This is a genomic window from Nocardioides ungokensis (assembly GCF_013466985.1).
Taxonomy (GTDB): Bacteria; Actinomycetota; Actinomycetes; order Propionibacteriales; family Nocardioidaceae; genus Nocardioides; species Nocardioides ungokensis.
The window spans coordinates 1,299,453-1,324,459 of sequence record NZ_CP059164.1 but is presented as its reverse complement, the minus strand read 5'-3'; the positions used below and the strand labels follow the sequence as shown (position 1 = coordinate 1,324,459).

At 73.3% G+C, this 25,007-nt stretch carries 27 protein-coding genes and 1 pseudogene; 7 read left to right on the top strand and 21 right to left on the bottom strand.

The window, feature by feature from the left end; translation table 11 throughout:
- Positions 1-30: 30 nt before the first annotated feature.
- On the bottom strand, positions 31-699 hold the full coding sequence (locus tag H0S67_RS06645; RefSeq protein ID WP_246355187.1) for a lysophospholipid acyltransferase family protein: 669 nt from the start codon (positions 697-699) through the stop codon (positions 31-33).
- Between the two features lie 399 nt (positions 700-1,098).
- Between H0S67_RS06645 and H0S67_RS06640 the strand changes: the two genes are divergently transcribed.
- A complete protein-coding gene (locus H0S67_RS06640; protein WP_180935937.1) occupies positions 1,099-1,347 on the top strand; it encodes a DUF2630 family protein in 249 nt (82 codons plus the stop codon).
- Positions 1,348-1,353: 6 nt separating this feature from the next.
- Here H0S67_RS06640 and H0S67_RS06635 read toward each other — a convergent pair whose 3' ends face one another.
- From H0S67_RS06635 to H0S67_RS06600, 8 genes are all read right to left on the bottom strand, one after another.
- The gene (locus H0S67_RS06635) at positions 1,354-1,746 is read right to left on the bottom strand and encodes a RidA family protein (protein ID WP_180935936.1); all 393 of its coding nucleotides are present in this window, start codon (positions 1,744-1,746) and stop codon (positions 1,354-1,356) included.
- A 40-nt stretch (positions 1,747-1,786) separates the two neighbouring features.
- Positions 1,787-3,172, bottom strand: coding sequence for an amidase (locus H0S67_RS06630; RefSeq protein ID WP_180935935.1), 1,386 nt, complete (start codon positions 3,170-3,172; stop codon positions 1,787-1,789).
- Complete coding sequence (locus H0S67_RS06625) at positions 3,172-3,813, bottom strand: SRPBCC family protein (protein WP_180935934.1); 642 nt, start codon at positions 3,811-3,813, stop codon at positions 3,172-3,174. The genes H0S67_RS06630 and H0S67_RS06625 overlap by 1 nt, the downstream gene beginning before the upstream one ends.
- A complete protein-coding gene (cutA, locus tag H0S67_RS06620) occupies positions 3,810-6,197 on the bottom strand; it encodes an aerobic carbon-monoxide dehydrogenase large subunit (RefSeq protein WP_180935933.1) in 2,388 nt (795 codons plus the stop codon). Before cutA ends, H0S67_RS06625 begins: the two co-directional genes overlap by 4 nt.
- Entirely contained in the window at positions 6,194-6,697 is a 504-nt protein-coding gene (locus H0S67_RS06615; protein WP_180935932.1) for a (2Fe-2S)-binding protein, read from the bottom strand. The genes cutA and H0S67_RS06615 overlap by 4 nt, the downstream gene beginning before the upstream one ends.
- The gene (locus H0S67_RS06610) at positions 6,694-7,527 is read right to left on the bottom strand and encodes an FAD binding domain-containing protein (RefSeq protein WP_180935931.1); all 834 of its coding nucleotides are present in this window, start codon (positions 7,525-7,527) and stop codon (positions 6,694-6,696) included. Before H0S67_RS06610 ends, H0S67_RS06615 begins: the two co-directional genes overlap by 4 nt.
- On the bottom strand, positions 7,524-8,906 hold the full coding sequence (locus H0S67_RS06605; RefSeq protein ID WP_425489887.1) for a uracil-xanthine permease family protein: 1,383 nt from the start codon (positions 8,904-8,906) through the stop codon (positions 7,524-7,526). The genes H0S67_RS06610 and H0S67_RS06605 overlap by 4 nt, the downstream gene beginning before the upstream one ends.
- Positions 8,907-9,060: 154 nt before the next feature.
- On the bottom strand, positions 9,061-10,329 hold the full coding sequence (locus tag H0S67_RS06600) for a PucR family transcriptional regulator (RefSeq protein ID WP_219635526.1): 1,269 nt from the start codon (positions 10,327-10,329) through the stop codon (positions 9,061-9,063).
- Positions 10,330-10,408: 79 nt separating this feature from the next.
- Here H0S67_RS06600 and H0S67_RS06595 point away from each other — a divergent pair, with 79 nt between their 5' ends.
- The 5 genes from H0S67_RS06595 (at position 10,409) to H0S67_RS06575 (ending at position 16,521) form a co-directional block, all read left to right on the top strand.
- On the top strand, positions 10,409-11,179 hold the full coding sequence (locus H0S67_RS06595; protein WP_180935929.1) for an oxamate carbamoyltransferase subunit AllH family protein: 771 nt from the start codon (positions 10,409-10,411) through the stop codon (positions 11,177-11,179).
- Complete coding sequence (locus H0S67_RS06590) at positions 11,176-12,660, top strand: AllF/FdrA family protein (protein ID WP_180935928.1); 1,485 nt, start codon at positions 11,176-11,178, stop codon at positions 12,658-12,660. Before H0S67_RS06595 ends, H0S67_RS06590 begins: the two co-directional genes overlap by 4 nt.
- Positions 12,660-14,063: a YlbE family protein gene (locus H0S67_RS06585; protein WP_180935927.1), complete on the top strand. Its 1,404-nt coding sequence runs from the start codon at positions 12,660-12,662 to the stop codon at positions 14,061-14,063. The genes H0S67_RS06590 and H0S67_RS06585 overlap by 1 nt, the downstream gene beginning before the upstream one ends.
- Positions 14,064-14,413: 350 nt before the next feature.
- The gene (locus H0S67_RS06580; RefSeq protein ID WP_180935926.1) at positions 14,414-16,264 is read left to right on the top strand and encodes a hypothetical protein; all 1,851 of its coding nucleotides are present in this window, start codon (positions 14,414-14,416) and stop codon (positions 16,262-16,264) included.
- Positions 16,204-16,521: an SCO7613 C-terminal domain-containing membrane protein gene (locus tag H0S67_RS06575; protein WP_180935925.1), complete on the top strand. Its 318-nt coding sequence runs from the start codon at positions 16,204-16,206 to the stop codon at positions 16,519-16,521. Before H0S67_RS06580 ends, H0S67_RS06575 begins: the two co-directional genes overlap by 61 nt.
- Positions 16,522-16,612: 91 nt before the next feature.
- Here the strand turns inward: H0S67_RS06575 and H0S67_RS06570 are convergent, their stop codons facing one another.
- The 12 genes and pseudogenes from H0S67_RS06570 to moeZ all read right to left on the bottom strand — a co-directional run bounded on the left by H0S67_RS06570 (position 16,613) and on the right by moeZ (position 24,179).
- On the bottom strand, positions 16,613-16,930 hold the full coding sequence (locus tag H0S67_RS06570) for an MGMT family protein (RefSeq protein WP_180935924.1): 318 nt from the start codon (positions 16,928-16,930) through the stop codon (positions 16,613-16,615).
- Positions 16,930-17,328 (bottom strand): hypothetical protein, encoded by a 399-nt coding sequence (locus H0S67_RS06565; RefSeq protein WP_180935923.1) that lies wholly within the window; start codon positions 17,326-17,328, stop codon positions 16,930-16,932. Before H0S67_RS06565 ends, H0S67_RS06570 begins: the two co-directional genes overlap by 1 nt.
- A 109-nt stretch (positions 17,329-17,437) precedes the next feature.
- Positions 17,438-17,662, bottom strand: coding sequence for a hypothetical protein (locus H0S67_RS06560; RefSeq protein WP_180935922.1), 225 nt, complete (start codon positions 17,660-17,662; stop codon positions 17,438-17,440).
- 96 nt (positions 17,663-17,758) lie between these two features.
- Positions 17,759-18,277, bottom strand: a complete 519-nt coding sequence (locus H0S67_RS06555) for a DUF58 domain-containing protein (protein WP_180935921.1) — start codon at positions 18,275-18,277, stop codon at positions 17,759-17,761.
- Between the two features lie 344 nt (positions 18,278-18,621).
- The gene (locus H0S67_RS24630; RefSeq protein ID WP_343050382.1) at positions 18,622-18,972 is read right to left on the bottom strand and encodes a hypothetical protein; all 351 of its coding nucleotides are present in this window, start codon (positions 18,970-18,972) and stop codon (positions 18,622-18,624) included.
- Positions 18,926-19,702, bottom strand: coding sequence for an AAA family ATPase (locus H0S67_RS06550; RefSeq protein ID WP_246355186.1), 777 nt, complete (start codon positions 19,700-19,702; stop codon positions 18,926-18,928). Before H0S67_RS06550 ends, H0S67_RS24630 begins: the two co-directional genes overlap by 47 nt.
- Positions 19,699-20,112 (bottom strand): hypothetical protein, encoded by a 414-nt coding sequence (locus H0S67_RS06545; RefSeq protein WP_180935920.1) that lies wholly within the window; start codon positions 20,110-20,112, stop codon positions 19,699-19,701. The genes H0S67_RS06550 and H0S67_RS06545 overlap by 4 nt, the downstream gene beginning before the upstream one ends.
- Positions 20,109-20,855: a DUF4129 domain-containing protein gene (locus H0S67_RS06540; RefSeq protein ID WP_180935919.1), complete on the bottom strand. Its 747-nt coding sequence runs from the start codon at positions 20,853-20,855 to the stop codon at positions 20,109-20,111. The genes H0S67_RS06545 and H0S67_RS06540 overlap by 4 nt, the downstream gene beginning before the upstream one ends.
- Before the next feature lie 47 nt (positions 20,856-20,902).
- Positions 20,903-21,325, bottom strand: a complete 423-nt coding sequence (locus tag H0S67_RS24620; protein WP_246355185.1) for a hypothetical protein — start codon at positions 21,323-21,325, stop codon at positions 20,903-20,905.
- 15 nt (positions 21,326-21,340) lie between these two features.
- Complete coding sequence (locus H0S67_RS24615) at positions 21,341-21,757, bottom strand: hypothetical protein (protein ID WP_246355184.1); 417 nt, start codon at positions 21,755-21,757, stop codon at positions 21,341-21,343.
- A gap of 126 nt (positions 21,758-21,883) precedes the next feature.
- On the bottom strand, positions 21,884-22,588 hold the full coding sequence (locus H0S67_RS06530) for a serine protease (RefSeq protein WP_246355183.1): 705 nt from the start codon (positions 22,586-22,588) through the stop codon (positions 21,884-21,886).
- A 372-nt stretch (positions 22,589-22,960) separates the two neighbouring features.
- Positions 22,961-24,179 (bottom strand): annotated as a pseudogene (moeZ, locus tag H0S67_RS06525) (adenylyltransferase/sulfurtransferase MoeZ).
- A 240-nt stretch (positions 24,180-24,419) separates the two neighbouring features.
- Between moeZ and H0S67_RS06520 the strand changes: the two are divergent.
- Complete coding sequence (locus tag H0S67_RS06520) at positions 24,420-25,007, top strand: TetR/AcrR family transcriptional regulator (RefSeq protein ID WP_180936802.1); 588 nt, start codon at positions 24,420-24,422, stop codon at positions 25,005-25,007.

Sequence of the window (25,007 nt, the reverse complement as noted above, 5' to 3'; positions counted from 1 at the left end):
AGTCATCCGTCGGCAACCTCTGCCAGCGTCCTAGGGCTCCGTCGGGCGCTCGTTGTAGATGCCCGCCTCTTCCTGGCCGGACAGGCTCTGGATGGCGGTCATGATCTCGTCGGTCACCTCGCGCCGGGCGCGACCGAGGGGTACGTCGTCGAACCGGCCGGCGACCTGGATCGGCGTGCCGAACCGGACCGTGATCGGCACGATCTTCGGCCGCGAGGAGCCGACGGGCTGGAGCTTCTCGGTGCCGGTCAGCCCGACCGGCACCACGGGTACCCCAGCGGTGAGGGCGAGGTGGGCGACGCCGGTGCGACCCCGGTAGAGCCGCCCGTCGCGGGAGCGGGTGCCCTCGGGGTAGATCCCGAACGCCTCGCCGCGGCCGAGCACCTCCAGCGCGGTGTCCAGGCTCGCGATGGCCGCCTTGCGGTCGTCGCGGTCGACCGGCAGCATCCCGGTCCCCTCGAACCACCACCGCTGGAGCGTCCCCTTCACGCCGCTGCCGGTGAAGTAGTCGGACTTGGCGAGGAAGACCACCTTGCGGGGCACCACGCACGGGATGACCACGGAGTCGGCGAAGCTGAGGTGGTTGCTGGCCAGGATGACGGCGCCGCGTGGCGGCACGTTCTCCAGCCCGATGACGGTCGGCCGCCACACGGCCCTCGCCACCGGAGGGACGACCCGATGCACCACTCCGAAGATCACGCGGACATTCTCGCCCACCCGGCCGCCGGGGTGCGCGTGCCGTCCATCCCGGCGCGCCCCGGATATAGCGAAGGGCCCTTGTGAGTATGAGTCGCAAGGGCCCCTCTGGTGACCGGTACAGGTGTCGCTCCCAGTCGGTGGTTCTTCAGCTCAAGTCCCGATGACCACGACACCCGGTCTTCGCGACGTCTCACCCGTCGAGTGAACCTGCGCCTCCCGAACCATCGCGCTCTTCCCGAAGGAAGTGGCGCACCTCCATGCTGTTCCCGGCCACCGCCCCACGACAGGGACCAACGTCCCGGTTGGCCCGAGGTCGATCGACCCGGACCGGTGACGCATTCGGGGGAGACGGCTCGTGCGTGCTGTCGCCGGGCCGCGCCCGGGTGCGAGACTCGGGAGATGACCGAGGACCTGGACATCCAGCACCGCATCCACGCGCTCATCGACGAGGAGCACCAGCTGCGCCAGGCGCTGGCCGACGGCGAGATCACCCCCGGCGAAGAGCACGAGCGGCTGCGCCGGGTCGAGGTCGAGCTCGACCAGTGCTGGGACCTGCTCCGCCAGCGCCGCGCCCGTCGGGAGTACGGCCGCGACCCGCACGACGCGGAGGCGCGGCCCGAGGGCACGGTCGAGGGCTACCTGGGGTGACGTCGCTCAGCTGACCGCCACGGCCTCGACCTCGACCAGCTGGTCCTCGTAGCCCAGCAGCGGCACCGCCAGCAACGTGCTCGGCGGGTCGTGGTCGCCGAAGGCCGCCCGCACCACCTCCCACACCGTCGTCAGGTCCTCGCGGCGATCGGTGGCGACGTAGACCGTCGTCCTGGCCACGTCCTCCAGCTGGGAGTCGGCATCGGCCAGGGCGGTGACGAGGTTGCGCATCACTTGCTCGGCCTGGCCGGCGTAGTCGCCGACCGGGCCGATGCGCCCCTCGGCGTCGAGCGGGCAGGCCCCGGCGGTGAAGACCAGGCTCCCGCCGGAGACCCGGGCGGCGTAGGCGTACTCCGCTCGGTCGGAGAGGGCGGGGCTGCGCACGAGCTCGAGAGGCATGCCCCGACCGTAGACCTTCCCGACCCCGCACGACGCGAGGTCAGGCCTCCTCGAACGCCGCCGCGACCTCGAGCAGTCGCCGGTCCGCCCCGTGGGGCGCCACGATCTGGATGCCGACCGGCAGACCGTCCGGCGTCCGGCCGGCCGGCACCGAGATGGCCGGGCAGCCGGTGACCGTGATCAGGTACGCCGCCCGCATCCAGTCCAGGTAGGTCTGCATCGGCCGGCCGTTGATGTGGCTGGGGAACTCCTGGTCGGCCGGGAAGGGCGGCACCTGCGAGACCGGCAGCACCAGCACGTCGTACGCCCGGAAGAACTCGCGCATCCGCTCCGAGAGCGTCGTGCGCTGGGTGTAGGCGCGGGCGACGTCGGCACCGCTGAGCGTCTCGCCGAGCCGGATGTTGTCGGCCAGCGACTGCTTGAAGGCGTCGGGGTGACGGGCCAGCAGCGGCCCGAGCTTGGCCTGCAGGTGCCAGGCACGCAGGGTGCGGAACGTGTCGTCCGCCTCGGCGAGGTCGGGGTGCGCGGCGGACACCGAGGCCCCGGCGCCGGTGAGCACCGACGCGGCCCCTTCCACCACCGCCGCCACGTCGCTGTCCACCTCGAAGGCGCCACCCAGGTCGGTGGACAGGGCCACCCGCAGCCCCGCGAGCGAGCCCGCGAGCGGCGGCGCGAAGGTCGCACCGGGGTCGCCGAGCGCCTGCGGGGCACGCGGGTCCGGACCGGCCATGACCGACAGCAGCAGCGCGAGGTCGCCGACGTTGCGCGCCATCGGGCCGCCGACCGAGGTGGTCTCCCACTGGTTGTAGAGCGGCCACTCGGGCACCCGGCCCAGCGACGGGCGCAGGCCCACGACGCCGCAGAACGACGCAGGGTTGCGCAGCGAGCCACCCATGTCCGAGCCGTCGGCGAGCGGCACCATCCCGGAGGCGAGCGCGCACGCCGCTCCCCCGCTCGAGCCGCCCGCGGACCGGGACGGGTCGACCGGGTTCAACGTGGTCCCGAAGACCGTGTTGAAGGTGTGCGAGCCGGCCGCGAACTCCGGCACGTTGGTCTTGCCGATCACCACGACGCCGGCGCGCCGGACCCGTTCGACGATCAGCTCGTCGGTGTCGGGCACGTGGTCGGCGAAGAGCGGCGAGCCGTACGTCGTCCGCCAGCCGGCGACCGCGTGGGTGTCCTTGAACGCGAACGGCAGCCCGTGCAGCGGCCCCACCTCGACCCCGGAGGCCAGCGCCTCGTCGGCCACGCGGGCGCCCTCACGGGCCCGCTCCTCGTCGAGCGAGACGACGGCGTTCAGCTCCGGGTTGCGCTCGGCGATCCGGGCCAGGTGCAGGTCGACGAGCTCGCGCGAGGAGATCGTGCGCGCGCGTACGGCGGCGGCCTGCTCACGCGCCGTCGACTCGACGGTGAGGTCGCCGCCCATCAGGGGCGCCGGCGGCCGAAGACCCCGCCGACGACCACGCCGGCCAGCACCAGCCCGGCGCCCACCAGGATGCCCTTGAGGAAGTCGTCCTGGGAGCCGACCGCGGTGGGCTTCGGCGGCGCGACGAAGACGCCCGGGGCCTCGGCGGCGGCACCGTGCGCGCCCGGCGCTGCCTGGGCGGCCGGGGCCACGACGGGTGCGGCGCCGCTGAGGACCGCGTCGACGTTGCCGAAGAACTCACCGGCCATCCGGCGCGACACGCTGGTCAGCATCCGCTGGCCGACGCCGCCGACCATGCCGCCGACGACCGCGTCGGCGTCGTAGGTGATCGTCGTGGTGCCGTCGCCGCCGTCACGGAAGCCCACGTTGACGTCGGCCCCGATCGTGCCGGGGGCACCCGCGCCCTGGAGCTTCATCACCAGCGAGCTGTGGGGGTCGAGGTCGGAGAGCTCGCACGACCCGGCATACGTGCCCTTGATCGCCGCCACGCCGGCGGTGACCGTCATCGCGTAGGCGTTCTCGCCGGTCGACTCCAGCCGCTCGCAACCGGGGATGGTGGCGACCAGGACCTGCGGGTCCAGCAGGGCCGACCAGACCCGGTCGACGGGGGCGTTGAGAACGGCGTCTCCGGTGAACTTCATGGGGTGTCCTTACGGGTCTGGCGGAGCTCGAAGAGCTCGGACGGCGAGATCGGCATCGCGGTGATGGGGAAGCCCTCGGCGTCCTCGATGGCCGCGGCGAACACCGCGGCCGACGGGATCACGCCGGCCTCCCCCGCACCCTTGATGCCGAGCGGGTTGAGCGGGGACGGGGTCTCGAGGTGGTCGATGGCGATGCCGTCGGGGATCTCGGTGACGTAGGGCATCAGGAAGTCCATGAAGGACGCGTTGAGCAGCTGGCCCGACTCGTCGTAGACCATCCTCTCGTAGAGCGCTCCCCCGATGCCCTGCGCGACGCCACCGTGGATCTGGCCCTCGACGATCATCGGGTTGATCAGGTGGCCGCAGTCGTGGACGACGGCGTACTTGAGGATCCTGATCTCCGCGGTCAGCGGGTCGGTCTCGACGATCGCGGCGTGCATGCCGGAGGCGAACGTCGCCCGCTCGGGACTGTAGAAGTCCTTGCCCTCCAGGCCGGGCTCCTCGTCCTCGGGCACCGGCGGCTTGCCGGGGTCGCCGACGGAGAACTGGGTCGCGGCCTTGGAGGCCTCGTCGAAGGCGTAACGCAGCGGGTTCGAGAGCACCGAGACCGTGCCGAGGTCGATGGACGTGCCGGGCGAGCCCTTGACCGAGACGACCCCGTCGACGATCTGCAGGTCCTTCGGGTCGGCCTCGAGGGCGTCGGCGGCGATCTTGAGGACCTTCTCCTTGGCCCGCTTGGCCGCGAGGTGGATCGCCGAGCCGCTCATCACGGCGGCACGGGAGGCGAAGGTGCCCACGGCGTACGGCATCCGCCGGGTGTCGCCGGTGACGACCTCGACGTCCTCGAACTTCACCCCGAGCTCGTCGGCGACGAGCTGGGCGAAGACCGTGGCGTGGCCCTGGCCCTGGGTGGTCAGGCCGGTGGCGACCTTGACCTTGCCCGAGGTCTCGATGTGCACGTGCGCGCCCTCGTAGGGGCCGACACCGGTGCCCTCGACGTAGCAGGCCAGGCCGATCCCCACCTTGCGGCCCGCGGCCGCCATCGAGTCCCGGAACGTCGGGAAGTCGTCCCACCCGATGAGCGCCTTGATCTTCTCCAGCGAGGCCGGGTAGTCGCCGGAGTCGTACTCCAGCTCGCGGCCGTCCTGGAAGATCAGCCCCTGGTCGTAGGGGAACTCGTCGGGCTGGATGAAGTTGACGGCGCGCACCTCGGTGCGGTCCTTGCCGAGGTACTGGGCGATGGCGTCCATCGTCCGCTCCATCGTGTAGCAGCCCTGCGGCCGCCCGGCGCCGCGGTAGGGCGTCACCATCACGGTGTTGGTGTAGAGCGACTCGAAGACCACCCGGTAGTTCTGCGGCTTGTAGGGGCCGAGCAGCTGGGTGGAGGTGATGATCGGGACGATCAGGCCGTACGGCGTGTAGGCGCCGTGGTCGTGCCAGAACTCCACGTCGAGCCCGAGCAGCCGGCCCTCGTCGTCGAACCCGACGCTCACGTGGTGCACCTGGCCCCGCTCGTGGGCCGAGGAGATGAAGTGCTCGCGGCGGTCCTCGGTGAACTTCACCGTGCGGCCCAGGGTGCGGGCCGCCAGCGGCACCAGCAGCTCCTCGGGCCACGGGTGGTTGATCTTCACCCCGAAGCCGCCGCCGACGTCGGGGGTGATCACGTCGACCTGGCCGAGGTCGAGCCCGAGCTTCACCGCGACGGCGGCGCGGACGCCGGTCGAGGTCTGGGTCGAGGTCCACACCTGCATCCGGTTGATGTCGGCGTCCCAGCGCGCGACCGTGCCGCGCCCCTCCATCGGCATGCAGGCGCTGCGCTCGATGGTCAGGTCGAGCTCGAGGCGGTGCGGGGCCTTCTCGATGGCGGTCGGGGCGTCGCCGACGTTCTGCTCGAGACGGGCTCCCACGTTGCCGGGCACGTCGTCGTGGACGAGGTGCGTGGCGGCGCGGGCGTTGTCGATGCCGACCACCGCCGGCAGGAAGTCGTAGGACACCTTGATCCGGCCGACCGCGTCCTCCGCGACGTAGCGGTCGTCGGCCACGACGAAGGCGATCGCCTCGCCGACGTGGTTCACCTCGTCCTTGGCCAGGGCGTACTGCGTGCGACCGTGGCTCAGGGCGGGGTGCGGGATGAGGAGCGGCAGCGGCTCGGCCATCGGGCCGGCCAGGTCGTCGTAGGTCCACACGGCGTGCACGCCCTCGAGGTCGAGCACCTCGTCGACGTCGATGTCGAGGATCCGGGCGTGGGCGTGCGGCGAGCGCAGCACGGCGGCGTGCAGCACGTCCTGACCCGCTGCCACGTCGTCGACGTAGCGGCCCAGGCCGCGCAGGAACCGCTGGTCCTCCACCCGCTGCACGGGCGTGCCCATCAGCTTGGTGGTCATGCGCGCTCCTCGACGCTGGCCGCCTGCTGGATGGCGGCGGCGCGCTCGACCGCCTTCACGATGTTCTGGTAGCCGGTGCAGCGGCACAGGTTGCCGGCGATCATGTCGCGGCACTCGTCGTGGGTGGGCCGCGGGTTCTCCCGCAGGCCGGCGGTGATCGTGGTCAGGAAGCCGGGCGTGCAGAAGCCGCACTGCAGGCCGTGGCACTCGGCGAAGGCCTGCTGCACCGGGCCGAGCGAGCCGTCCGGCTCGGTGAGCCCCTCGACCGTGGTGATCTCGGCGTCCACCGCCGACACCGCGAACATCAGGCAGGACCGCATCGGCCGGCCGTCGACGAGGACCGTGCAGGCACCGCACACCCCGTGTTCGCACCCGACGTGCGTGCCGGTGAGGGCCAGGTCGTGGCGCAGCGCGTCCGACAGCAGGCGCCGCGCGGGCACCTGCACGTCGTGGGCGACGCCGTTCACGGTGAGGCGGACGTCGTGCAGCTCCTCGGTCATGCGGGGTTCTCCTTCGAGCTCGTCGCGGCCATGGCGGCCCGCACGACCCGCTCGGTCAGCACGCGGACCAGCTGGGCACGGTAGGCCGCGGTCGCGTGGATGTCGTCGGCCGGTTCGAGGTGCGCGAGGGCCGCCTCGCCCAGCTCCCCCAGCGGGACGCCGCTGAGGTCGACGACGGTGGGGACGTCGGCCACGGACACGTAGCCGACCCGGACGGAGTCGCCGTCGACGACCGCGCCCCCGCCGCACAGGGCGTAGTCGCCGTGCCGGCGGGCGATCTCCTCGAAGGCCACCCCCGCGCCCGGCGCGAGCGCCGGGAAGAAGGCGGACGTCGCGATCTCGTCGTGGGCGAGCGACGTCTCGAGCGGGCCGACGTAGAGGTCGTCGGCTGCGATCGTGCGGGTGCCCCGGACCGAGGCCACCTCGACCGAGCCGCCGACCAGGCTCAGCACGACGGGCATCTCCGCGGCCGCGTCCGCGTGCACGATCGAGCCGACGGTCGTGCCGCGGTTGCGGATGGTCGCGTGCGCGACGTGGGCCAGCGCCTCGGAGACCAGCGGCTGGACCCGGCGTACGTCGGCCGAGGCGAGCACGTCGGCGTGCCGGGCGAGCGCCCCGATGCGCACGCCCGACGCGTCGACGGTGATGTCGGCCAGGCCCGGGAGCCCGTTGATGTCGACGAGCATCGCGGGAGCCGCGAGCCGCATCGACAGCAACGGGACCAGGCTCTGGCCTCCTGCCAGCACCTTGGCGTTCGGCTCGCCGGCCAGGGCCTCGAGGGCCTCGGGCAGCGACCCCGGGCGGCGGTAGTCGAACGGTGCGGGCTTCACAGCGCGTGCGTGACCTCGTCGGCACCCCGGTGCGTGGGACCGGTGTGGTGGCCACGGTTCACGAGGTGGAAGTAGACGATGACGAGGATCGTGCCGAGCGCGATGCCACCGAGCTGGAAGTTGTCGGAGAACGTCAGGCTCACGCCGCCGATGCCGGCGATCAGGCCGGCGGCGAGGCCGACCATGTTGACGGGGTCACCGAAGTCGACCCGGTTCTCCACCCAGATCTTGGCACCCACGAGACCGATCATCCCGTAGAGGACCACGGTGATGCCGCCGAGGACGCCGCCCGGCGTCGCGTTGACGACGGCACCGAACTTCGGGCACAGGCCCAGCAGGATCGCGACCGCAGCGGCCACGTAGTAGGCCGCCGTGGAGTAGACCTTGGTGGCACCCATGACGCCGATGTTCTCGGCGTACGTCGTGGTCGGCGAGCCGCCGAAGGCGCTGGCGAGCGCGGTGGCGAAGCCGTCGGCACCGATCGCGCGGCCCATGTACGGGTCGAGGTCGTCGCCGGTCATCTCGGCCACCGCCTTGACGTGACCGGTGTTCTCCGCGATCAGGGCGATGACGCCCGGAAGCACCAGCAGGATGAAGGTGAGCGAGAAGCTCGGGCCGTGCACGACCGAGACGCCGTCCTGCAGCGTGCCGCTCGGGAAGCCGATCCAGTCGGCCTTGCCGACGCCGCTCCACGCCCACAGGCGGTCGTGCTCCGTCGCCTTGTCGCCGAGCGCGGGAACGACCGAGTTGATGGTGCCGAAGACCTTGTCGAACACCCACGACATCACGAAGCCGAAGATCAGGGCCAGGAAGACCGCGATCCGCGACCAGAAGCCCGGGAAGAGCACCGCCGCGCAGACCATGAACGTCGCGGTCAGCAGCGCGATCCACTGGTCCTGGGGCCAGTAGATGCCCGCGACGACCGGGGCGAGGTTGAAGCCGATCAGCATGACCACGGCCCCGGTCACGGCCGGGGGCAGGATCTTGTGGATCAGGCCGGCGCCGGCGAAGTGGACGAGCACGCCCACGAGGAGGAGCACGATGCCGGCGATCATGATCGCGCCGGTCACGTCAGCCGAGTCGCCACCCTGGTTGCGGATGGCCGCGACGCTCGCCACGAAGGACGCGCTGGTGCCGAGGTAGCTGGGGACCCGGTTGCTGCAGATCAGCAGGAACAGGATGGTGCAGATTCCCGAGAACATGATCGCCAGGTTGGGGTCCAGGCCCATGACCAGCGGGAACACGAACGTGGCGCCGAACATGGCGACCACGTGCTGGGCGCCGAGGCCCGCAGTGCGGCCCCAGCTGAGTCGCTGTCGCGGCCCGACGGGTTCCCCCGGGGCCGGATCGACCACATCCCACTTGAACATCGACGACATGGGCATTCCTCTCACTTGGATGGCCCCGAGGCTCCACAAACTAGTGATCTACATGACACACCCACGACGGCGACAAATGCCGAAGGAACACCGCTCCCGCTGGCACCTGTTGTGGGCGCGCCACCGCCGCGTGGGAACCGTTACCGGGGCGTGATCAGCCCGCGATCTCCAGGACACGCAGGGCGACCGCGACGTCGAGCCGCAGGTGCGGGTCGGACGACAACGGACCGAGCAGCCGCTCCAGCTTGGAGACCCGGTAGCGCATCGTGTTGTAGTGGAAGAACTGCAGCCGCGCGGCCTCCGCGACGTTGAAGTTCGTGTCCAGCAGCACCTGCAGCGTCTCCCGCAGGTCGGCCGCCTCGGCTGTGGTCTCCGCCAGCGGCCCGAGCACGTCGCGGGTGAAGGCGCGCAGCTCCGCGGTGTCGGGCACCAGGGCGATCAGCCGGTGCAGGCCGAGCTGGTCGAAGAACGTCGTGGAGCCTCCACCGGACACCCGCCGGCCGACCTCGACCGCCCGGCGTGCCTGGGCGTAGGCCTCGGGCAGCTCCTCGAGGGAGTGCGCGACGCGGCTCACCCCGACCGAGAACGGCCGACGGCCGCCGCCCTTGTCGCCGGTCACCGCGGTGACCGCGCGGCGTACGACGCCGTGGCCCGCGACGGGATCCTCGTCGGCACCGTCGGCGAGGGGCAGCAGGGTGACGACCTCGGAGGTGAAGTCCACGCACGGGGCGGCGGGGTCGATGCCCCGGGCGACCTGGCGCCAGGCCGCCGAGAAACGCTCCTGCCACTGGCGGCGCTGGCTGCGCGTGGCCGCCGGCTCGTCCGCGCCGGGCGGGTCGATCTCCGCGGCCACCACGACGACCGGGCGTCGCAGGTCCCAGCCGAAGGTGTCGGCATGCTCGGCGACGTACTCCTCGTCGGCGGTGCGGCGCAGCAGCAGGTCGCGCAGGAAGTCGCCCTGGTACTTGTTCTCGACCGCGGTCACGGCCTCCTCGCGCGTGATCAGCAGGGCGGCCACCGCGGCGGCCCGCTCCAGGGCGTGCACGTCGTCGGAGGAGATCGGCCCGTCGGCCCGCAGGCAGACCAGCCGGGCCAGGTCGACACCGCCGGCGGCGACCCGCAGCCCGCGGGCCTCACCCCCGCCCACCGGGGCGGTCTGCCCGATGCGCTCGGTCCGGAGCCGGCCGGTCGGGTCCATCAGGCCGTGCGTGCGCAGCACCTCGCGCTGCTCGGGCATGAGCGCGGCGGCGCGCTCACGCCCGTCGGTGGAGCTGAAGAGCACGCCGACGCCGAGCACCCGCGCCACCTCCGCGGCGATCCCGTCGAGGTTGCCGCCCTCCAGCACGATCTGGGTCAGGCCCGTGTGCAGCGCGTCGACCCGCGCCAGCGCGGCCGCGGCCTCTCCGTGGTCACCGGTTATCAACGTTTGCACTCCTCTGGCGGGATCGTTGGCACAACCTCACATCGGCAAACCGTAACGGGGGCCGCTAGCGTCGAGAACCGTGAGCCCCTCCCTCCCGGTCAGCGCCCCGCTCCGGGTCCGGGAACGGTTGCGCGCCGCACCCGACGGTGCCCGCGCCGTGGTCCACCGCGGCCGCCACGCGCTCTACCTCGACCTCGACGGCTGGTGCCTCGGCGTCGTCGGCCGCGGTGCCGCCCGGGTCCCGTGCGCACTCGGCCTCGGCACCGACGACCTCGCCGGGCTCGAGACGGCCTCCGCCCGCGTCGAGGCCGGCGTCCTGCACCTCGACGGGCGGCCCCTGGCCGTGGGCCGCATCGTGGACGCCCAGGTCCCGCAGCTCGACCTGCGCCGACCCCGTCCGCGTCCGGTGGAGGTCGACGCGGTCCCGGCCGCGGTCCGCGAGTTCGTCGCCTCGGTCGGGCTGCACCGCAGCCCCGCGCGTCAGCTCGACCCCGCCGATGCAGCCCGGCTGGTCGGCCGCGGCGACGGCCTGACCCCGCTGGGAGACGACGTGCTCTGCGGCTGGCTCGCCCTGCACCGGGCGGCTGGTCGCGCCACGCAGGTCCTCGACGCTGCCGTCCGCTCGCTGCTCCCCCGGACCACGCTGCTCTCGGCCACGCTCCTCGACTGCGCGCTGCACGGCGAGGTGCTGCCCGAGTACGCCGCGTTCGTCGCCGCGATCGGCACCCCCCATGAACCCGACCAGGCCGCGGCGCTCGCCGCGGTCGGGCACACCTCGGGCGCCGGACTGTTGTACGGCGCCCTCCTGGCTCGGGCAGAGCTCGACCACACGAACGGAGTCGCTGCATGACCGACCTGACCCACGTCGAGCTGCGCGCCGGCGCCTACGCCGACTCGGTGACCCTGCTGCAGGTGAGCCGCACCGTGCAGGGCATCGAGGGCGTGGCCGCGGCGCAGGTGGCCATGGCCACCGCGCTGAACATCGAGGTGCTGACCCAGATGGGCTTCGAGGTGCCGGCGGACGCCGACGCCAACGCGATGGTCGTCGCCCTGCGCCTCGACGACGAGTCGGCGCTCGAGCGTGCGCTCGCCGGGGTCGACGAGGCGCTGCGCGACGCCGGCCGGCGCGACGCAGGCCCGGCCGAGACGGCTCCGCCGCGCACCACGGCGACCGCGCTGCGCGGCAGCAGCGACGGGATCGCGCTGGTCTCGGTGCCGGGTGCGAGCGCCCTGGTCGAGGCGATGGACGCCCTCGACGCCGGTCGCGACGTGATGATCTTCAGCGACAACGTGCCCCTGGAGCAGGAGCTGGCGCTCAAGCGCACGGCCGCCGGCCGGGGCCTGCTGGTGATGGGGCCGGACTGCGGGACCGCCGTCGTCGGCGGGCTCGGCCTCGGGTTCGCCAACACCGTGGCCCCCGGACCCGTCGGCATCGTCGCGGCCTCGGGCACCGGGTGCCAGCAGCTGCTCGCGCTCCTGGACCACGCGGGCGTGGGCGTCGGCTCCGCGCTCGGCGTCGGTGGGCGCGACCTCTCCGCCGACGTGCGTGGCCTCTCGACCCGCGAGGCGATGCGGCGCCTCGACGCCGACCCGGCCGTCGAGCTCTTGGTCGTGGTGTCCAAGCCGCCGGCCGAGGACGTCGCCGCCGAGATCCGCGAGTACGCCGCCACGCTCGACACCCCGGTCGAGTTCGCCCTGCTCGGGGCCGGTCAGGCCGACCTGACCACCGCCGCCGAGCGGGTCCTGCAGCGGCTGGGGCGCGGCGTACCGACCTGGCCGGTGGCGGGCGAGGCGGCCCGCGCCACGACGGGCACCGGGCTGCGCGGCCTCTTCGTGGGCGGCACTCTGTGCGACGAGGCGATGCTGATCGCGGCGGCGTCGCTGGGCCCGGTGCACAGCAACATCCCGCTCTCCCCCCCGACCCTCGCGCTGGGCCCGGACCTGGCGGCCCCCGCCGACGGTGCCGGCCACACGATGGTCGACTTCGGCGACGACGCGCTCACCGCGGGCCGCGCGCACCCGATGATCGACCCGACCCTGCGGCTCGAGCACCTCGCCCGGGTCGCCGCCGACGAGCGCACCGCGGTCGTGCTCCTCGACGTCGTCCTGGGCCACGGCTCCGAGACAGACCCGGCCGCCGCGCTGGCGCCCGCGATCGCCGCCGTGCGGCAACCGGTCGTGGTCGCGGTCGTCGGCACCGACGCCGATCCCCAGGGGCTCCGCCGCCAGGTGACCGCGCTCGTCGACGCCGGCGCCGAGGTGCACCTGTCCAACGCCGCCGCCACCCGGCGCGCGATCGACCTCCTCCCCGACACCCGAGAGGGCCACTGATGACGACCCCCACCCACGTCGTGTCCGCCGGCGCCGACCTGTTCGCCGACGCCGTGGCCGAGCAGGCCGTCGCCGTCACCCGGGTCGACTGGCGCCCGCCGATGCCCGGCACCGAGGCCGACCTCGCGGTCGTGGCCGCCGACCCCCTGCGCCGGGACGCGAACCAGCGGGCCCTGGCGGCCATGCTCGGCGTGACCGCCCACCTGGTCGACGTGGCCCCGGCGTCGGAGCTGCTCGGCCTGGAGCCGGGCCAGTTCCTGCACGCGGGCCCGCCGATCGCCTGGGAGCGCGCCTCGGGCCCGCTGCGCGGCGCGCTGATGGGCGGCGCGGCGCTGGAGGGGCTCGTCGAGGACCCCGAGGACGCGGTCGCCCTGTTCGAGAAGGGCTCCGACGTCTCGCTCGAGCCGTGCCACCACCGCGGCACCGTGGGCCCGATGGCCGGCGTGGTGACCCCGAGCATGTGGATGTTCGTGCTGGAGGACCTCGCCACGGGAGCCCGCACCCACTGCTCGCTCAACGAGGGGCTCGGCAAGGTGCTCCGCTACGGCGCGTACGGGCCGGAGGTGCTGACCCGGCTGCGCTGGATGCGCGAGGTGCTCGGCCCGCTGCTCCAGCGCGCGGTTCGCTCGACGGTCGACTCCACGGGGCCCGTCGACGTCACCGGCATCCTCACCCAGATGCTCCAGATGGGCGACGAGGCCCACAACCGCAACCGCGCCGGCACGCTGATGCTGCTGCGCGACCTGGCCCCGGCGATGGTGGCCAGCGGTGCGGATGCCTCCGACGTGGCCGAGTCCCTGCGCTTCATCGGCGGCAACGACCACTTCTTCCTCAACCTCGCCATGCCCGCCTGCAAGCTCGCGCTCGACGCGGCCCGCGGGATCGACGGCTCGACCATGGTGGTCGCCATGGCGCGCAACGGCACGGACTTCGGCATCCAGGTCGCGGGGACGGGCGACGAGTGGTTCACCGGCCCGGCGCAGCTCGCCGACGGCCTCTTCCTCGGCGACTACGGACCCGACGACGCCAACCCCGACATCGGCGACTCCGCCATCACCGAGACCGCCGGCATCGGAGGCTTCGCGATGGCGACGGCGCCCGCGATCGTGCGGCTGGTGGGTGGCTCGGTGCCGGACGCCCTGGCGACCACGCGGCGGATGCACGAGATCACGCTGGGCGAGAACCCCCGCTGGACGGTGCCGGTCCTGGAGTTCCAGGGCGTCCCGAGCGGCATCGACGTCACCCGCGTCTGCCGGACCGGCATCCTGCCCCAGATCAACACCGGCATGGCCGGTAGGCAGGCAGGCGTCGGCCAGGTGGGAGCCGGGCTGGTCACCCCGCCCGCCGAGATCTTCCCGAAGGCGCTGGCCTCGCTCGCCGAGCGCAGTCGGTCGCGCCGCTGAAGGATGAGCACGGGTACTCACCCACCTGAGTAGCCAAACCCTGCACCCGGGGGGCGGCGAACCGCGTTAATGGCCCCATGACGCGCTTCGCCGATCCCTCTGTGTGCCCCGACTGCGGCACACCGCTGCCTGCGGACCCGCTCGCGTGCCCGCACTGCGCCCTGCCGTTGCAGGGACCCCTGGCCGTGTCGCTCTTCCGGACGCTCTCCCTGGCCGACCGGTTGCTCGCCGAACTCCGGGCATCGGCGGACGTCCCGGCACCGGTGGCTCCGGCGCGGGTCACTTCCCCGGCAGCGGCCGAACCGTACCCCCGCCCGACCGGGTGGTCGGACGAACCGCGGCGTACCGGCGTGCGGGGCGCCTCGGTCGCCTCGATCCTGCTCGGGCTCGGGGCGCTATGCCTGCTCGTGGCGGCGGTGATCTTCCTCGCGGTGGCCTGGTCCTGGCTCGGCGTCGGGGGGCGGACGGTGGTCCTGGTGGCGCTGACGATCACGGCCGCGACCCTGGGGACCTGGCTGTCCCGGCGCGGTCTGCGACTGGCGGCGGAGTCACTCACGCTCGTCTCGCTCGGGCTCCTGGCCCTCGACGCCCTCGGCGCCGAGAACGCCGGCTGGCTGGGGCAGCTGTCCACCGCGGGGACGGTGAGCCTCGTGGGCGCCACGCTCCTGGCCGGGGCCCTCGCCCTGCTGCTCGTGTCCCGTCTCGTCACGCCGCAGGTCGTCTCCGTGATCGGGCTCTGGACCCTGGTGGCCGGCGTGTCCGGCCAGACCGCGCACGACCAGGTCGTCCTGGTGCTCGGGGTCCTCGCGTTCGCCTGCCTCGCCGAGGTGGGTCGCCTGCGCGGGGTCACCGCGCTCCCCTGGCTCGCGCTCGTGGGAGCCGGGACCTGGTGGGCGGCGCTGCTGCTGGTCGCCCTGAGCGATGCGGCCGACCATGCGACCGTCCGCGCCATGTGGGCGCAGGGACACGGCGTCGGGCTGCTGGCCGCCTCGGCGCTGCTGCTGCTCCCCATCCCCTTCTCGGCCGCGAGGTCGCGCGTCCGCCGGGCCTGCGCCGCTGCAGCGGCCACCCTTGCGACGGTGGCGCTCGCGCTGCCCGGGATGGACGACGGGGCCACGACGGTCGCCTGGGTGTCGTTGGTCCTCCTGCTGCTCTGGTCCGGCGCGGCCCTGGTCCTGGGCGAGCGCTGGAAGGCGGTCGCCCTGGCGCCGATGGCCCTGAGCGCGGTTCCCGTGACGGTCATCGCGGCCTACCTGCTGGTCGAGGCAGCGGCGAACACCCTCGCGGTGGGTGACCCGTTCACCCGCACAGCCGGGGTGCGGCTGCCCTCCCTGTCGCTCGACGCCGAGCCCGCGTTGTCGGTTCCCTGCGTCGTCGGGCTGCTGGTGGCCGCGGCGGTCGCGACCTCCGTCGCAACCTCCGTGACGACCTCGGCCGGACGTCGCGTCGTCGTGCCGGGCGCCGCGTCGGTGGTCGCGCTGGCCGCGATCGCGACGCTGGCGCTGCACACCGTGCCGCTGTGGACGGTCACCGCGGCGACGAGCCTGGTCGCCGCGGCGCTGGTTGCGGACGCGGTACGACGCACCGACCGGGCGGGCTCGGTCGAGGCGGCCGGCGGCGGGCTGGTCGCGATCCTCGCGATCGCCTTCGCACTCCCGAGCGCCTTGCTGTGCACCGTCGCCACGGCCGTGCTCGTGCTCGCGGCCGCGGCCGTCGCGGTGACGGGGCGCTTCCTCGACGCCCGCGTCGCCGCCTGGACGGTCCTCCCCGCCGCCACGGCCGGGCTGATCTGGTCGGGGGCCGAGGTCGCGGCGGTCGACACGGCGTACCGAGCGGCCCCGATCCTGATCGTGGTGGGGCTGATGGCGATCCTCCGTCCCCGGATCGAGGTCGAGGTGTCAGCAGCGGTTGCCAGCCTGGTCGCCTCCGCGGCGGCGGTGCCCGCCGCGACCGACCCGACCTGGTCGCTGTCCCTCCACCTGACCCTGGCCGGGGCCCTGGTCACCGCGAGCGCGCTGGTCACACCGTCGCGGGCGGTCCCTCGGCTGGCTCGGCGGAGCGTTGCTGGCCGCCGCCACCTGGGTCCGGCTCGCCGAGATCGGTGTCCACGCGCGCGGAGGCCTACACCCTGCCGAGCGCCGTGGCGCTGCTCCTGGTCGGGCTGCACCGCCTCCGGCACGACCCGGACGCCGCCACGATGACGGCCCTCGCGCCGGGCCTCGTGCTGGCGACCGTCCCGTCGCTGCTGTGGGTGGTCGCCGGCGACGCGGTCAGCCTGCGCGCTGCCCTGCTCGGCCTGGGCTGCCTGGCCCTGGTCCTGGTCGGGGCCCGGTTGCGCTGGAACGCGCCGCTGCTCGTCGGCTCGTCGGTCGGCGCACTGCTGGTCCTCCGCGAGCTCGCGCCGTACGCCGGCACACGCCGCAGTGGGTGCTCATCGGGTTCGCCGGGACGGTGCTGACCCTGGTCGGCATCACCTGGGAGAACCGGATGCTCGAGCTCCGCCACGCCGCGGCGTACCTCGGTCGGCTCCGCTAGGGCGGGCTAACCCTTCAAGGACGGCCGCCAGAACGCCCGCTTGATGTCGACGTTCCCGCTCGGGCGCGGGGCGTGCCCTCCTCGAGGTAGCACTGGCGCGCCTCGTCCTGGTGGCTCGGCGGCAACGAGCCGTCGGCGCGCACGACGCGCCACCACGGCACCGGGCCGCCGTAGGACGCCATGATCGACCCGACCTGGCGCGGTCCGCCGCCACCGAGCCGGGCGCCGACCACCTCCGCGATGGCGCCGTACGTCGTGACCCGGCCGCGCGGGACGCGCTCGACGCAGGTCAGCACCATCTCGGCGTACTCCTCGGGGTCGATGTGGCCCATCAGTCGCCGGCCCCGCGGCCCAGGGCAGCCGTGGCCACGACCGTGGCCACCAGCGCAACCGCGAGCCCGACCACCCACACGTCGGGCGTCTCGGCCCGGTCGCGCAGGACCAGCGCGGGCAGCAGCACCGCGGGGGCCAGCAGGAACGCCGCCCCGGCGCGCCGCAGCCACAGCAACAGCGTGGGGACGTCGACCCCCAGCCCGTCGGGGCCGTAGGCCGCCAGCAGGGCCGCCACGTGGGAGGCGAGCAGGGCGGCCGCGGCCGGGAGAGCCCACGCGCTGAGCCGGTCGCCGAGGGCCGCACCCCAGAACAGGACCACGACACCCGGCGCGGCGATGCCGCCCGCGGACTCGGGCCACCGGGCGTGGAGGGCCGCGAGCACGGCGACCAGGACCACCAGCCACCCCAGGGCGCCGCGCCGGCGGGAGCGGCCGCGAACAGCGCCAGCACCGGCCCCAGGACGACGGTCGCGCGCAGGGCCCACTGGCCGCGCGTCCACTCCTGGATCATCGGGCCCGCACCTGCGGCAGCTGGGCCCAGCGGGCCAGCCGGTGGAGGACCTCGTCGAGGGTGCCCGGCCCGCGCCAGGCGACCACCGGGCAGCCGATCGTCGCCAGCCGCGCCAGCGCCTCGCGTCGCTCGATGCGGCGCATCCGCCAGGCCAGGTCGGCGATCCGCGGGTCGGTGCCCTCGACCACGGCGGGGACGACGTCGGTCGGGAGCGTGTCCACGACCAGCACCGGCAGGCCCGCTTGACCAGCGACGCCGTCATCGTGCCCACGACGTCCGAGAGCATCGGGAGAGCACGATCACGACAGTGCCGGCCGTCACGCCGAGCTGGACCTGGTCGCCCGCAGGTCCCGCGGGGTGCCGACCTGCATCGTCGCCAGCCGGGCCTGGATGAGCCGGAGATGGCGCGCACCGGTGCCGTAGCGCACCGTCTCTCCCCCGGTCCCCACCACGCGCAGGGAGACCCGGTCGCCACGCCGGACGTGGTGCTCGGCGATCGCGGCGGCGGCACGCACGGCCACGTCGAGGCTGCTCGAGGCCCCGTCCACGCCCCCCGACCGACCGTGGTCGGCGAGCGCGTCGACCACGACCAGCACGGCGGTGTCCTCCTCGCCGCGGGTGCTGACGACGTGCAGCGCGTCGGTGCGCAGCGAGACCCGCCAGTGGATGCGGCGCAGCCGGTCCCCGGGGTGGAACGGCCGGATCGAGGCGAACTCGGTGCCGTCGCCCGGCCGCCGGGAGCGGTGGGCGCCCACGACGCCGAGGGGCTGGGGCGCCTCGGCGCGCGAGTCGAACGGCGCCCGGACCGGCAGCACCTGCAGCTGGCTGCCCACCATGCTGACCGGACCCAGCGGTAGCCCGCCCAGCGGCCGGTCAGTGCGACGTTCTCCTCACCCAGCAGACGACGACCCCAGCGGCGCGGGCTCGCCTCCACGACGGGAGGCTCGCCGTCCGGCTCGAGCAGGCACCCCATCCGGCCGGCCGCCGGGTGCAGGGCGACGTGGCGGACGGGCGAGGAGAGACGGGTGACGTGCTCGACGTCGGACAGGTCGTCGACGACAGCGGACCCGGGTCCCCTGCCCCTCGTGGAGGACCACGTGGTCGACCTCGGTCTCGACGACCGGGCTCGTGTTCGGTCGGTGCAGCAGGCCCATCGCCGCGAGCAGCAGCAGCGGGGCGGTCAGCACCACCACCACGGGAGCGCCGAAGAGCACCGCCGCCGCCCACGCCCAGGGCCCCCAGGGCCGTGGCCCGGGTCATGGCGGCCGTCGCCCGCCAGGTCGTCATCGGCGTTCCACGGCTCGAGGGTCGAGGGGGTCGCCACGGTGCGCAGCACCTCGTCGACGACCCGTCGGCCGCTGACCTCGGTCATCCAGAGCTCGGGGCGCACGGTGATCCGGTGCGCGAGCACCGGACGGGCCACCGCCTTGACGTCCTCGGGGATCACGTAGTCCGCCCCCGGACCACCGCGAACGCCCGCGCGGTCAGCACGAGCGCGAGCGAGCCGCGGGGGGGACGACCCGGTCAGCACATCGGCGTGGGCGCGGGTCGCCGCCCGCCAGCTCGACGCAGTAGCGGCCGACGCTGGGATCGACCTGGACCGTCTCGGTCGCCGCCTGCATCTCCAGGAGCCCCGCGGCGTCGGTCACCTGGGCGAGCACGACTTCCTCGCGCTGCCGCTCGAGGCGCCGGGCGATCACGTCGTACTCCTCCGCGGAGGACGGGTAGCCGAAGCTGACCCGCATCAGGAAGCGGTCCAGCTGTGCCTCCGGCAGCGGGTAGGTGCCTTCGTACTCGATCGGGTTCGCGGTCGCCAGCACGTGGAACGGCTCCGGCAGCGGGAACGTCTCCCCCTCGACGGTCACCTGGTGCTCCTGCATCGCCTCGAGCAGGGCGGACTGCGTCTTGGGCGGGGTCCGGTTGATCTCGTCGGCCAGCAGCAGGCCGGTGAACACCGGGCCCCTGCGGAACTCGAACTCGCCGCGGCGCTGGTCGTAGAGGAAGGAGCCCGTCAGGTCGGCCGGCAGCAGGTCCGGGGTGAACTGGGCGCGCCGGAAGTCCAGTCCGAGGGCCTGCGCGAAGGACCGTGCCGCGAGGGTCTTGCCGAGCCCCGGGAAGTCCTCGAGCAGGACGTGGCCCTTCGACAGGATCGCGGCCAGCACCAGGGTCAGCGCGTCGCGCTTCCCCACGACCCCACGCTCGACCTCGTCCAGCACGGTCCCGGCCAGCCGGGACGCCTCGGCGACTCGCTCGTTCCTCACCGTTCCTCGATCCTCCTCAGGTAGTCGTCGATCTCGTCCAGGCTCAACCGCCGCGGCGGACCCGCGAGCTCGTCCGCGAGCTGCTGGTCGGAGAGCCGGACGAGCCGGTCGCGCAGCGTCCCGTCAGGGGTGCGCGCGGTCTGCATGCTCTCGATCAGCCGGACGTACGCCGCGAGCCGGGCGTCGGACCCGGGCGGCACGATGGACGGGGCCGGCGGCGGTGCCCACGGGGTGCTCGCATGGTCGAGGCTGTCGCGCAGCAGGCCGGCGCCGGCGACGCAGACCGCCACGAGCAGGGCCAGGCGCAGCGCGTCCGGCGCGAAGTCGGCCAGCGTGAGCCCGATCTCGAGGACGGCGTACACCCCCAGGGCGAGCCCGGCGCGCCGACGCCAGCGCACCTCGTCGTTCATCGCGGAGCCCCCGACCCGTGCCGCGAGAGCTGGGCGTGGATGGCGTCGAGCGCCTCGAGCGCCGCCGACCGGTGTGACTCGTCGAGCGGGTGGTCGGAGAACCGGGCCTCCCGGTAGAGCCCCGCGAGCCGGGTCACCGCCGCCGAGTCGGCGTCGACCAGGTCGAGCACCCGCAGCGTGAACTCCGCCGAGGTCTCCCACTCGTCGCGGACCACGCCGGTCCCGGCGGCCTGCTCCTCGAAGCGGTGCCAGCACTCGACGATGCCGTTGCGCGGGGTGCCCTCCAGCAGCAGCACGCGCTGCTGCGCGGAGTCGCGGACGATCGCCTCGGTGACCCGGCGTGGGGTCTCGACGACGTCGAAGGCGATCTCGGGCGGGGGCGGGGGCGGGCGCTGCCGCTCCACCCAGCGCTGCCACAGCTCCCGGGCGAGCAGCATCGCGCCCGCGATCAGGCCCGCCACCACGACCACGGCGAAGATCGCGGCGAGGGCGGTGAGCAGTCCACCGATGACCTCCGCGGCGTGGCTCTGCTGCTCGTGCCGCGGCGTCGGCGTGGCCGTCGGGGACGCCGACGGACTGGGGGGGACGCTGTGGGTCACCGAGGCGCGGTGCGGGTGCGGACCGTCGCCCGCAAGGACGTCACTTGGGCCGATCGAGGCCGCCCAGGTGACCAGCACGGTCACCAGCAGCACCGTGCCCACGACCGCGGCCACGGCGACCCTCGATGCACGACCGGCCCCCATGGGCAGGAACCTACCGGGGGCAGGGCCCCGGTTCGATCACGCTGAGGTCACGGCAGGGACGAGAACCGCTCGGTGCCCGGAACCAGCCGCAGGCCGGTGAGACCGGAGTGGCTGCGCGCGAAGGCCAGCTCGTGCTGCAGGTCCCCCACCCCGTTGGAACCGGCGAGGGGCGCGATCGCGACGGTGGAGAGCACCCCCAGCGCGCGGCCGTGGGCGTCGAGGAGGCCGCTGCCGGAGTCTCCGGGGATCCCGGGCGTGGCCGTGTAGACCTCCCAGGTCCAGCCGCGACCGCCCCCGCCGAGCGACGCGCCGGTCTTCGGGGACAGCGCCGTCGTGGGGCGCAGGCTCGACTGTCCCCACGAGTGCACCTGCGTCCCTGCGGGGGCGCCGGCCCTGGAGACCCCGGCCGGCCCACCCCAGAACGGGACCGACGGGTTGACCTTGCCGACGTCCGAGGGGTCGACCCTCACCAGGGCCAGGTCGTTCTAGGCGCACGCGTCGGGCGCGGTCGTGCCGGCGCGGTGCATGGCGATCCACGAGCTGTAGACCAGCGTGCCGTGCCCGACGGTGGTGCCGCCGGTCGCGGCCGTCGCGCCCTGGGCGAACCTGACGCGCGTGCCGAGCGGGTGCGACGCCGTCCGGCAGCCGTCGGTGTCGGTCTGCGCGCCCCGGCCGGCGCAGTGCGCGGCGTACCCGACGAACACGGCGCCGGTGCCGTCCGTGTAGACGAAGTTGCCGGTGCACTGGGCGCCGGCGGTGAACATCTGCACGCCGGGCGTGATCGTCGCCCTCCCGGGCGGCGCCCACCGGGACAGGTCACCGGCCTGGGCGGGGGCCGCCAGGGCGGCGAGGACGAGCGTGAGGAGGGTGGCGATCAGGGCCGAGATCCGCAGGGTTCGCATGACGGCCCCAACGAGCAACTGCCCCGTCCGGCTACGCGGACGGGGCAGTCACCTTGTCGGTCTGAGGTTCACCCGAGAGAAACCTCGGACGCTCCCTCGCTGGTCGAGGTCAGCGGCTCCTCCCGGTCAGAGGACGGGTGAGAACGGCTCGGTGCCGTTGACCAGCTGGAGGCCGGAGATGCCCGAGTTCTGCTGGGCGAACGCGAGCTCCTTGGCGAGGTCGCCGATGTTGTTCGACGCCGGCAGCGGAGCCAGGCCGAGCGTGGAGAGGACGCCGATCGCCTTGCCGTCGGCGCTCATGAAGCCCGATCCGGAGTCGCCGGGGATGCCCGGGGTGATCGTGTACAGCGGGTGCGACCAGCCACCGTCGGCCGCGTCGTCGCCGAGGCTCACGCCGGTGTGGGGCGAGAGCGCGGAGACACCGCCGCGCAGGCTGGAGTTGCCGTAGGTGTAGACGCGGTCGCCCGCGGCGGTGCCGTCGGTGTCGATGCCGGTCGGTCCACCCCAGAACGGGACGGACGGGTTGACCTTGCCGACGTCGGCGGCGTCGACCTTCACCAGGGCGAGGTCGTTGTACGCACAGGTGTTGGCGTCGGTGGTGCCGAGCTTGTGCTCGGTGATCCACGACGAGTAGACCAGCGTGCCGTGGCCCACGATCGTGCCCTCCGAGGCGAGGTTGCCGTCATTGGTGAAGTCGACCTTGGTGCCGAGCGGCAGGGAGTCGGTCTTGCAGCCGTCGGTGTCCGGGACGAGCCGGTGCCAGCGCAGTGGGCGGCGTACCCGACGTACACGTTGGCCGACGCGTCGGTGTAGACGAAGTTGGCGGTGCACTGCGCACCGTCGGTGTACATCATCGTCCCCGGGTGGATCTGCGCCGTGTCGGCTGGCGCCCAGGCGGTGGCGCCAACCGCGGTGGCGGGTGCGGCGGTGGCGAGCGCGGTGCCGAGGACGGCGCTGCTGATCGCGGCCAGCGCGCCGGCGCCCCAGCGGACGGTCGGGGACAGTGCGAGCTTCATCGGGTGGTTCCCTCCCTGCATCGAGCGCCGGCCGGCCCGGCATTGACTGTGACGGGATCAACGAGGAACCACCTGACCGGGTTACGACCGACTAGTCAATTGGTACTAGTCCAAGTGGGGTAAGCCGCCGGGACGCACACCGGCCCCGCACCGACGGGGGTCGGGGCGGGGCCGGGTTGCGGGTTGCTCAGTAGGACGGCTGGCTGGGGTCGACCTGGTTCACCCAGGCCACCACGCCGCCGCCGACGTGCACGGAGTCGGCGTACCCCGCTCCCTTGAGCACCGCGAGCGCCTCGGCGGAGCGGACGCCGCTCTTGCAGTGCAGCACGATCTGCTTGTCGCTGGGCAGCTCGCCGAGCGCGTTGCCATTGAGGAACTCGCCCTTCGGGATCAGGACGGAGCCCGGGATCCGGTTGATCTCGTACTCGTTGGGCTCGCGGACGTCGACCAGCACGAAGTCGCGCTCGCCGTTCTCGCGCTCCTTGAGCATGTGCTCGAGCTGGGTGACCGAGATCGTCGAGCCGGCGGCGGCGTCGGCGGCGTCCTCGGAGATCGCGCCGCAGAAGCTTTCGTAGTCGATGAGCTCGGTGACGGTGGGGTTCTCGCCGCAGAGCGCGCAGTTCGGGTCCTTGCGGACCTTGAGCTTGCGGTACTCCATCTCGAGGGCGTCGTAGATCATCAGCTTGCCCACCAACGGCTCCCCGATCCCGGTGAGCAGCTTGATCGCCTCGTTGACCTGGATCGAGCCGATGCTCGCGCACAGCACGCCCAGCACGCCGCCCTCGGCGCAGGAGGGGACCATGCCCGGCGGGGGCGGCTCGGGGTAGAGGCAGCGGTAGCACGGCGCCTCGGCGCTCTCGCCCGACTCGAGCTCCGCGTGCGGCCAGAAGACCGACGCCTGGCCGTCGAAGCGGTAGATCGATCCCCACACGTAGGGGATCTTCAGGAAGTACGCCGCGTCGTTGAACCATGTAGCGGGTCGCGAAGTTGTCCGTGCCGTCGACGATCAGGTCGTAGCCCTCGAAGATGCCCAGCACGTTGTCGTTGTCGAGGCGCTCGTTGTGCACCACCACGTTGACGTACGGGTTGGCCTCCTTGATGGAGTCCCGCGCCGACTCGGCCTTGGGGCGACCGACGTCGGACTGGCCGTGGATGATCTGGCGCTGCAGGTTGGACTCGTCGACCTCGTCGAACTCCGCGATGCCGATGGTGCCGACCCCGGCGGCGGCCAGGTAGAGCAGCGCCGGGCTGCCGAGGCCGCCGGCACCGATCACGAGCACCTTGGCGTTCTTCAGCCGCTTCTGTCCGGTCATCCCGACGTCGGGGATGATCAGGTGCCGGCTGTAGCGGCGCACCTCGTCGATGGTCAGCTCGTCGGCCGGCTCCACGAGTGGGGGAAAGGGCACAGCACGCTCCTCGTAGGTCGTCGGTGGTCTCTCGGTCGCTGCCGGGCACAACATCCGGGAGGCCTTCCATGTTCCCCGCGCGCCCGCCTCGCGCGCCGCGCGTCCCGTCATCCGGACGGAGGTGACCAGCGGGTAGGCTGCGACTTCGCCGGGTGCGAACGCACTGGAGTCGAGGCCGAGGAGCATGAGTTGAGCGCTGGTCAGTACGACACCGCGGCCCCCCGTCCGAGGGGTGGCCGGATGCCGCGCCGCGAGCGCCGGGCACAACTGCTGGAGTCCGCACTCGAGGTGTTCGTCGCGCAGGGCTACCACGCCGCCGCCATGGACGACATCGCCGACCGCGCGGGAGTCTCCAAGCCGGTGCTCTACCAGCACTTCCCCGGCAAGCTCGACCTCTACCTGGCGCTCCTCGACGCCTCGTGCGACCAGATCATCGACGGTTGCCGCGAGGCCCTGGCGTCCACCCAGGACAACAAGCAGCGCGTGGCCGCCACGATGGACGCCTTCTTCGAGTACGTCGCCGGCGACACCGGCGCCTTCCGGCTCGTCTTCGAGTCCGACCTGACCAACGAGCCGGCCGTGCGCGAGCAGGTCGAGCGGGTCACCAGCGAGTGCGCGACCATGATCGCCCACGTCATTCACGACGACACCGGCCTGCCCGACACCGCGTCCCGGCTGCTGGCCGTGTCGCTGGTGGGAATGGCCCAGGTCAGCGCCCGGTTCTGGCTCTCGGAGGCCGGCGGGATAACGAAGGCCGACGCTGCGGCCCTGGTGGCGGGGCTGGCCTGGCGCGGCATCCGCGGCTATCCGCTCACCGACGAGCACTGA